Origin of the sequence: Microcoleus sp. BR0-C5 (assembly GCF_036705045.1) — a bacterium.
Lineage (GTDB): Bacteria > Cyanobacteriota > Cyanobacteriia > Cyanobacteriales > Microcoleaceae > Microcoleus.
On the sequence record NZ_JAUBTR010000062.1, the window covers coordinates 35048 to 42781 of the forward strand.

The 7734-nt window shown below is 45.3% G+C and carries 8 protein-coding genes; all 8 read right to left on the reverse strand.

Annotated elements, in window-relative coordinates:
• Positions 1–123 precede the first annotated feature (123 nt).
• A complete protein-coding gene (locus QUB08_RS24110) occupies positions 124–1077 on the reverse strand; it encodes an asparaginase (RefSeq protein ID WP_333227774.1) in 954 nt (317 codons plus the stop codon).
• Between the two features lie 181 nt (positions 1078–1258).
• Complete coding sequence (locus QUB08_RS24115) at positions 1259–1759, reverse strand: CGLD27 family protein (RefSeq protein WP_333227776.1); 501 nt, start codon at positions 1757–1759, stop codon at positions 1259–1261.
• A gap of 11 nt (positions 1760–1770) precedes the next feature.
• The gene (gene rsfS, locus QUB08_RS24120) at positions 1771–2190 is read right to left on the reverse strand and encodes a ribosome silencing factor (RefSeq protein WP_333227779.1); all 420 of its coding nucleotides are present in this window, start codon (positions 2188–2190) and stop codon (positions 1771–1773) included.
• Between the two features lie 138 nt (positions 2191–2328).
• Positions 2329–2964, reverse strand: coding sequence for a bis(5'-nucleosyl)-tetraphosphatase (symmetrical) YqeK (yqeK, locus tag QUB08_RS24125; protein ID WP_333227780.1), 636 nt, complete (start codon positions 2962–2964; stop codon positions 2329–2331).
• 216 nt (positions 2965–3180) lie between these two features.
• On the reverse strand, positions 3181–3777 hold the full coding sequence (locus QUB08_RS24130; protein ID WP_333227782.1) for an SLATT domain-containing protein: 597 nt from the start codon (positions 3775–3777) through the stop codon (positions 3181–3183).
• On the reverse strand, positions 3755–4630 hold the full coding sequence (locus tag QUB08_RS24135; RefSeq protein ID WP_333227785.1) for an SMODS domain-containing nucleotidyltransferase: 876 nt from the start codon (positions 4628–4630) through the stop codon (positions 3755–3757). Before QUB08_RS24135 ends, QUB08_RS24130 begins: the two co-directional genes overlap by 23 nt.
• Positions 4631–4632: 2 nt before the next feature.
• Positions 4633–5862 (reverse strand): restriction endonuclease subunit S, encoded by a 1230-nt coding sequence (locus QUB08_RS24140; RefSeq protein WP_333227787.1) that lies wholly within the window; start codon positions 5860–5862, stop codon positions 4633–4635.
• A gap of 2 nt (positions 5863–5864) precedes the next feature.
• A complete protein-coding gene (locus tag QUB08_RS24145) occupies positions 5865–7610 on the reverse strand; it encodes a class I SAM-dependent DNA methyltransferase (protein WP_333227789.1) in 1746 nt (581 codons plus the stop codon).
• Positions 7611–7734 lie beyond the last annotated feature (124 nt).

The window sequence follows — 7734 nt, forward strand, 5'->3', positions numbered from 1 at the left end:
CGCGTCGCTTTTTGTCTCTTTACTAATATAAACATATCTTTCTGAAAATTGCAACCCCTAAATCAAAAAAATTTTAGATTGTGGGAGGGGTTGCTGAAATCGGCGAGCGAGTCTCGTATCGCCCTAAAGCATCGAAACTTCCCCGATTACCTCCAATCGCTTGAACTCACTGAGAGTGAGGTAAGTCTCCGCCAGAGTTTCGGCGATTGTCGGAGTAATCCACCCCAACTGCTTGAGCAAGTGAATCGCCACAGCAAATTGAGCGCGCTTTCCCCCATCCGTCACCTTAATTGCCAAGCCCATGCCTTCGCCAACGCGGCCAATGCACTGCACCCCTTCGGCGCCGGACTTGCTCACCAATTCCCCTTGAGTCAAGCGCATCAGTTCCGTGTCAAATTTGCCCTCACCGGCAACCATCATCGGGTGATGAGTCATAGCGCGGACAATCCGCTCCATCTCCACATTGTCGCCAGAGGCCAACTTAGCGTACAAAGACGCCATTTGCCCCAACTGCAACAGATAGGTAGGAGCGCCGCAGTCGTCACGAGCGCTGATAAACTCTTCGGCAGGCATTGCCAGCAAGTCAGCCACTTTGCCCAAAATAAGCTGCTGGACAGGATGTTTGCGGCGTAAATAAGTGTCCAGTGGCCAGTGCAGTTGCTGGCAGACAGCTAGCATTCCGGCGTGTTTCCCGGAACAGTTGTATTGCAGGGCGCTCTTTTTGCCTTCGGGAATGGGGCATTGAAGTTTAGAGGGGTCAATGTCGCAGCGCCACAGGACGTTAAATACCTGGCGCGATTGCTCGATCGTACCTTGATGGGAACTGCAAATAATCGCTAAATCTCGATCGGTCAATTCGTAGCGTTCTAAAGTGCCAGTCGCCGTCACCGCCAAAGCTTGAAAAGGCTTGAGTGAAGAACGGACAAATGAGGCCGTTTCCGAGTTACCGGCAACAGACAGAACGCGCCCGCGGTTGTCGCAGACAGCGGCCTGGGCGCGGTGCCTCGATTCCACAATACCTTCGCGCAGCAGTGTGACTTCAAGTTCGGGAGCTTGGGTTCGTTTTCCCCTTGTCATATCAATTTTAGATTTTAGATTTTAGATTTTAGATTGGGGCTGGTGGAAGTTTTGAGTTGCGATCTGCCAGTTAAGAGTTATAAAGTTAATCTTTCGGCGATCGTTTCTGACTCATGCACTCCATGTGCGTTGTTGGCTGTGGGCGGCAATCTCAACACTCAAAACTCCCTTCCATTTGCGATTACAAACAACTCCAAGTTAGTCCCCCGGCAACCAGCAACACTGTCAAACCATAAAATGTCTGCCGCAGACGCCTGAGAATTGGTTCTAGTTGGTAGTTGACAATCAACTGGTCTTGAAGCAAAACTTCGGGAGTTTTAGGCCAAGATTGACAATCGTACCAGCCAGACTCTTCGTAGACGACCGTGGGATTTGAAAGGCGCGATCGCACGTAGAACCAACCCAAGTAGAGTCGCAGCAAAGCTAATCCTAGAATAAAACTGGCACCTGCAGCACCGCACAGGACAAACTGAGCTGGATACTTGCTTGGAGCAAAGCTAGAAGCAGCTATCGGCCCTGATACCAAGCAACTCCAAGCCCACACCCAAGCTAGTTTTGCCAGGTATCCGGGCCAATTGAGTGTTACCCAGCTAAAAAACCAGGATTCTTTAAGTTCTTGGTATTCATTGATCGGTCGCTGTTCTTGGGGAACCGGACAAATAGAAGCAGAAACGTTTTTCACATTAGCCCTCCTCACGGCGCGGGGGAAAAGTCAATGCGTTCGGCGTGTCCCCAGAACGCTTCTAAATTGTAGAACTCGCGCTCTTGAGGCTTCAAAATGTGAATGATCGCGTCGCCGTAGTCCATGACTACCCAACTAGCGTCTGATAGGCCTTGTGTACGCAGTGGCAAGCGTTGCCACTCTTCTTCCACTTGGTCTGCTATTGCTTGGGAGATGGCTCGTACCTGCACGTTGGAAAATCCGGTGATGATCGCAAAGTAGTCTGCCAAATAGCATACTTCTGCCACCCGGAGCAATACAATATCTACTGCTTTGCGGTCATCGGCTGCTTGGGCAACGGTCATGATTAGGCCACGGGCTTCGTCTGCGGAGGTGCCGTCGGTTGCTGTAGACTGGGCCCTGGAATATTCGAGTTGAGTTAGATCTGACATTAAGTGTTTAATTTCCTAATTGATAGGGTAAGGGGAAATCGGTGCGCTATTCGCTTTCGGTTGTTGGCAGTTTGAGACGGGAAATACGAGTTAGGTTGAAGCCAAAAGTAAGGACAGGAGTGCTGATAAATTTTACTTTTAACTTGTGATTTGTTCGATCGACTTCTTCGTCGCATTTCCTGTTTCCTGCGATTCGCGGGCCATTTGCAGCGCCCAATTCCGCGTAAGTACGGTGCGGGGGTGGATGTAGCAGCGAGTTTCTAGCAAATATTTAAGAGAATAATCGCTAGTTTGCCACACGGCTGCATATAGATTTTGCAAGCTTGCCTCGCGCAGTGCTTCTAGTTGGGCTGTGTTGCCGCGGCTCGGCTCTATGGTATCTGCTATGAATACGGTACAACTGAGCTGACTCATTTTTGGTCTGCCGAGGGTGTGATTGGCGATTGCGTCCAAAATTTCTCGATCGACCACCCCGAATTCGTCTCTAGCGACGATCGCGCTGGCGTCTGCGTGCAGCAAATGCGGGTGTGCTTCCAACACTGAGTCTAACTCTAAACCTTCCGCCCTTGCCATTTGCAGCAGCAGTTGAGGTTTGAAGTATTTTGCCAAATCGTGCAACAAACCGGCAGTTCGGGCTTTTGCTTCGTCGAGGCCGTAATGGCGAGCCAAGTCACCTGCTACTTGTTCGACTCCGAGGATGTGTTTGATGCGGGCAGCAGGAACGCGGTGTGAGAGCCAAGCTAGGACGTTTTCGCGATCGGGTGCAAGTGTCAAATATTAACTCCTAAATTGTAGGATCTACTATTTTAGCGTTTTGTTTCGATCGGCTGCGGTGTCGGGCACCCAGGGGTGTGGTGGCTTCTGGGATGGGGAGGGGTGAAGGGGGCGAAGGGGGCGATCGGCACGAAACAGGGAAGGTGGAGAGTTTTGCAGATTTGAGGGCGAGGCGATAGCGCGTAGGTTTACGGCCATAATATACTGTTTATTAAGTTAAGGTTGCGACTGCTTTCTTCTAATATCATTAGGTAAAAACTTATCAATTTCTTCATCAGAAAATGTCATTTCTTCATTGGATTTTAGGGCTTTGCTTGCCTTGTCATAAGCTTTGCTATTTGTTCGCGGTGCATTTTGATAAACTGAAGCTAGTTGATTTTGCAGTTCATCTCTTTTCGCCTGTATTTGGTTTAAGGTTAAGTTGTTTAATTTTATATCTGTGAGAAGAGACAAGTAAGATTCTCTGATACTCCACATTGTTACGGCGGTATCTGCATGGCTTTTCGCTATTTTTCCTAAATCATAATCTTTGGCATAAATAGTTACCCCCAAAAGAAGTGTAGATAACAGAGTACCAATAATTATTCCCCATCTTTGAGCGACAAATATGCTTGTTAACAAGCTGGTAGTTGTCAAAGCCGATAAAACAATTTCAGTTGTTTTTAATGCTTTAAGTTGTGCAGCATAAATATCAGCACATTTTTCGTGAGTTTTGTGAGTCCACACGACCCTGCCATAGCACTCTCTGATTTGAGATTCCAACACAGTTAGATCGCTATTATTTGCTGCGTTAGGCTGGGAAGGTTGTACCATAAATTTCTCTCCATTTTTTATTGGCAGACCAAATCATTTGCTTAGATTCATATTCTATCGCTTCTAAGGAAAGATTAAGACAGACTTTTGCCTTATATTCAAAAAGTCCTTTCCTCCATATAAACTGATTACTACCAACGGCTAGCCAATACTCCTGTTGGGGGTTCTGGTTGGCCAAATATTTAAAAAAATCCCTGACCATCCAGTCATAGTAAACATAAGATTTTTCTTTATAAGACCAATTTGTTAAAAATTTACAAGCTAATGTGTCAATTAAAAGCCCCCCCATAGGAACGTTCCAATAAGTCTTCCATACTCTTGTCATCCTACATAAATTAACCAGATTACCCTTGGTAAAAATATTGTTGATGTTGATGCTTTCAATTTCTGGTCGGGGATTTGTAATTTTCCATTCACCTCCAGCATTTGAATCGGGATAAGTAAAACTATAATCTGTGTTTTCAAAAGCAGGGACTACCTCAAATCTCATGCTATCTGAAAAAGAAACAACTACAACTTGACCGTCTCCACTTACATCTGTTGCAGAATATCTATTTTTAATAGAATTTTTCACAACCTGCAAAAGCGCAGATTGACCGTTATAGGCATACTTACTATAACGCTCATACAAAGAATATGGCAAAATAAAAATCATGTCTAAATCACTAAATCCTCTTCTGGCCGTGCCTCGACCATAAGAACCAACATAAAGGCTGTGGTTAGTCTTAGAATTTGAAAGCCAGAAGTCTGTGTTAAGACGTTGAGTAATTGTCTCGTACCGATCTGAAATATCACTGCGATTATTCACGGTTAAATTTTCGCAAAAGAGCTTAAAATCTTCGCCAACACCCATTTTTATAATTCTCCTTTAAACGCTTTGTCGAGAATGGATGGCAGAAGCGCATCCAGTTCGGCTGCGGTTTCGGCTTGTAGGCGTTTAAGAGTGTCTACTTTGGTTTGGAGGTTGTCGAGGTATGCGACGATGCGACGCTGTTCGGGGAGGGGGGGAACTGGAATTTTGAGTTTTAATAAAATCGTCTGAGTAAAAAAAGAGCGCGTAGACCCACGACATTCAGAATCCTTATGCTCTTCAATAAGGCGTGAACCATTGAAAAGACGACAGAGGAGTTCAGGTATCAAGGTTTGCTTATCAAGACGTAGCCTGATTAAATTTGTAGACATAATAGGTGCTGGCTCAATTCCTACAGGGACAATACAGCTTCTACCAATTGTACCTGACCTAGCAATTACAATATCACCAGGCTCTAGCTTATATGATGCAAGCATTTCGGCTTTCCAATGACTTATATAGTCACTAAACCCAGGTACAAAGCGATTAGCCTGCACATTAGCAATCCCAAGCACAGGTACTCCGTCTAATTGAATATCCGATTTTTGTAGCAGTGTTCCAAATGGTCCTGTTATCATTCCTTCTTTATTATTTAACAGTATTTCGTTAAGGGGCTTCCACTTCCAAGCTTTCGGCAGGAGATCAGGAAATTGATAGTTAAATATTTGTGATAGCGAGGACAATATAAGGCTATCAGCCTCCTCAGCACTCTGCCGTCGCAGCCCGCGCGCCGCCTCCACCTTAGCAGCCAGTTCTTCTATCCGTGCCATAATGCGCCGCTGCTCGTCTAGGGGGGGGAGGGGGATTTCAACTTCTAAAAATTTCTCCGGTCGAATCCGGTTTTGACCGCTAGTACCCCGTGATTTCTTATCACACTGTTCCCAAAATGGTTTAGTTTTTGTTAGCCAGTAAAACCAACGTGGTTCTAATTTGTCTCTAATAGGGGTAAATGTAGGAAATTCCCCTGAAACATAACAACCTGCTAAAAAAATATTAACAATTGATACGCTACCGTTTCGGGCCCATATTTTATTAACAACAATATCATTTTCTTCCACCCTTGAAAGAGTTCTATAATTAGTTTCGCTACCATCTATTGATTCCCGCTCATAAGCTCCCTCTCCCCATAATCTCACCCCTAGTTGTCGATATTTTTTACCAGGATAAGGAATTTCAGGACGTTCTACAGGAGTAACAGCTTGACCTAATGGAATTAATGGAATTTCTCTGCTCATCTTTATTCACCCTTTAACACATTCTTAATCTCATTCAAAATCTCTACAATCCGCTGCTCTTTTGCCCAGATATCAGCAACTAATTGCTCTGGGGGCAGATGCTCAAAATCATCTTGAGCATTAGGGTTTTTCTTGTCCAGATTGAAAATAGACCAGTAGATTGCATCGCCCTTAACTTGAGACTCCTTAGCAATTTGGCGCTGCTGACGCTCTTTTTCTCGCGCTTCGACTTGCTCATCCTTGAGTATTTTAATTTCTAGTTTCTCAGCCTTAATTTGATCAGGCGGAGCAAAGTCAAGAATTGAGGCATTCAGAGTTTGAATTTGCCCGTCTAACTCCTTGACTTTTTTGGCGCACTGGTTGCCTTTTGCCTCTGCTTCCCTAGCAGCATCCCAATGCGGCTGCGCTTCAGTCTTCGCTTTGTCGTAAGTTTCCCTAAAGTTGTACTTCCAGGCGCGATCGCTTTCTTGGCGATTGTTCCACCACGCTAAGCACTCGCTAAACTCATCATCTTGAATTGGTTTGGTTTTGCTGTAATTCTTGCGACCGTCTGCGAGAGTTAATTCATAATACCAAATGTCTTCTGTCGTCCCTGAAGCATCAAAAAATAACAAATTGGTTGGGATGCCCGTATAAGGTGCAAAGACTCCATTCGGCAATCTAACAATCGTGTGCAGGTTAAAATCAGTTAGCAACCTTTCCTTAACTTTGGCACAAATCCCATCCCCGAATAGAGTACCGTTTGGGACTACGATTCCCGCTCGTCCCGATTTCTGTTTTTGCTTAAGCAAGCGCATAATTAACTGAATGAACAGCAGAGTCGTCTCCGATGTCTGCAATTCCGGGGGGAAATTCTTTTTAATTGTCTCCTCTTCTTCACCACCAAAGGGCGGATTAGTCAGGATGATATCAACTTGGTCTTTAACCCCAATCTGGTTAATAGCTCTGGCTAAACTATTTTTTCTCTCAACGTCTGGGTACTCAACGCCGTGCAATAGTAAATTCATTTGAGCCAGCATAAACGGCAAAGGCTTTGCTTCAATTCCAGACAAACTTGATTGCAGAATTTCCCAATCTTTAGGTTGACATTGTGCCTTGAGATGTTCGTAAGCTTCCACCAAAAACCCAGCCGTGCCACAAGCCGGGTCATGGATGGTTTCACCCAGTTGTGGGTTAAGCACTTTCACCATGAACCGCACTACTGGTCGAGGCGTGTAAAACTCGCCGGAATCCCCCGCAGCGTCCCGCATCTCTTTGAGCATAGACTCATAGAGGTTGCTGAGGATGTTCACTTCCTCTGAGTTATCGAAGTGAATGTCATTAATCTTGTTGACCACATCTCGCAGCAATGCACCACTAATCATCCGGTTGGTGACATCGTTAAAAACTTGGCGGATGACATCTTTGCGATCGCGCCCCGTCGCGCTTTGAAGACTCCGTAAATAAGCGAACAAACCAGGGCTTTTTGTTCCGTCCCGCAGCGTTACCTCATCATTGTTAATGAATTTGAGCAAATCATCGCCGCTCATTCCTTCATCATCAGCAGCCCAATCACGCCAACGGTAAGGCGATTCAATCAGCGGTTTGTACTTATCAAGTTTTCCCTCTAAAAAAGCTTCTTCTTCTCGGACTTTCTCGGCATCATCTAATAGTTTAAGAAAAAGAATCCAAGTAAATTGGGGCAAACGGTCTAACTCCCCATTCATTCCCTTATCTTTCCGCATGATATCTCGTGCAGACTTAATCACGCTCCCGAGACGTTGAGCAGTGGTAACGGGTTTACTGTCACCGTTTGTTTGGCTCTCCTGAGTTTATGGTGTAAAATGTACCTACTAATACATTTACCGTTATGAGCTTCCATCTAGACTATCT

Bases quoted from the DNA above. Each gene is read 5' to 3' on its own strand.
- QUB08_RS24130 (WP_333227782.1), bottom strand. From the start codon at position 3,777: ATGGTACAACCTTCCCAGCCTAACGCAGCAAATAATAGCGATCTAACT.
- rsfS (WP_333227779.1), bottom strand. From the start codon at position 2,190: ATGTCAGATCTAACTCAACTCGAATATTCCAGGGCCCAGTCTACAGCA.
- QUB08_RS24140 (WP_333227787.1), bottom strand. From the start codon at position 5,862: ATGAGCAGAGAAATTCCATTAATTCCATTAGGTCAAGCTGTTACTCCT.
- QUB08_RS24110 (WP_333227774.1), bottom strand. From the start codon at position 1,077: ATGACAAGGGGAAAACGAACCCAAGCTCCCGAACTTGAAGTCACACTG.
- QUB08_RS24135 (WP_333227785.1), bottom strand. From the start codon at position 4,630: ATGGGTGTTGGCGAAGATTTTAAGCTCTTTTGCGAAAATTTAACCGTG.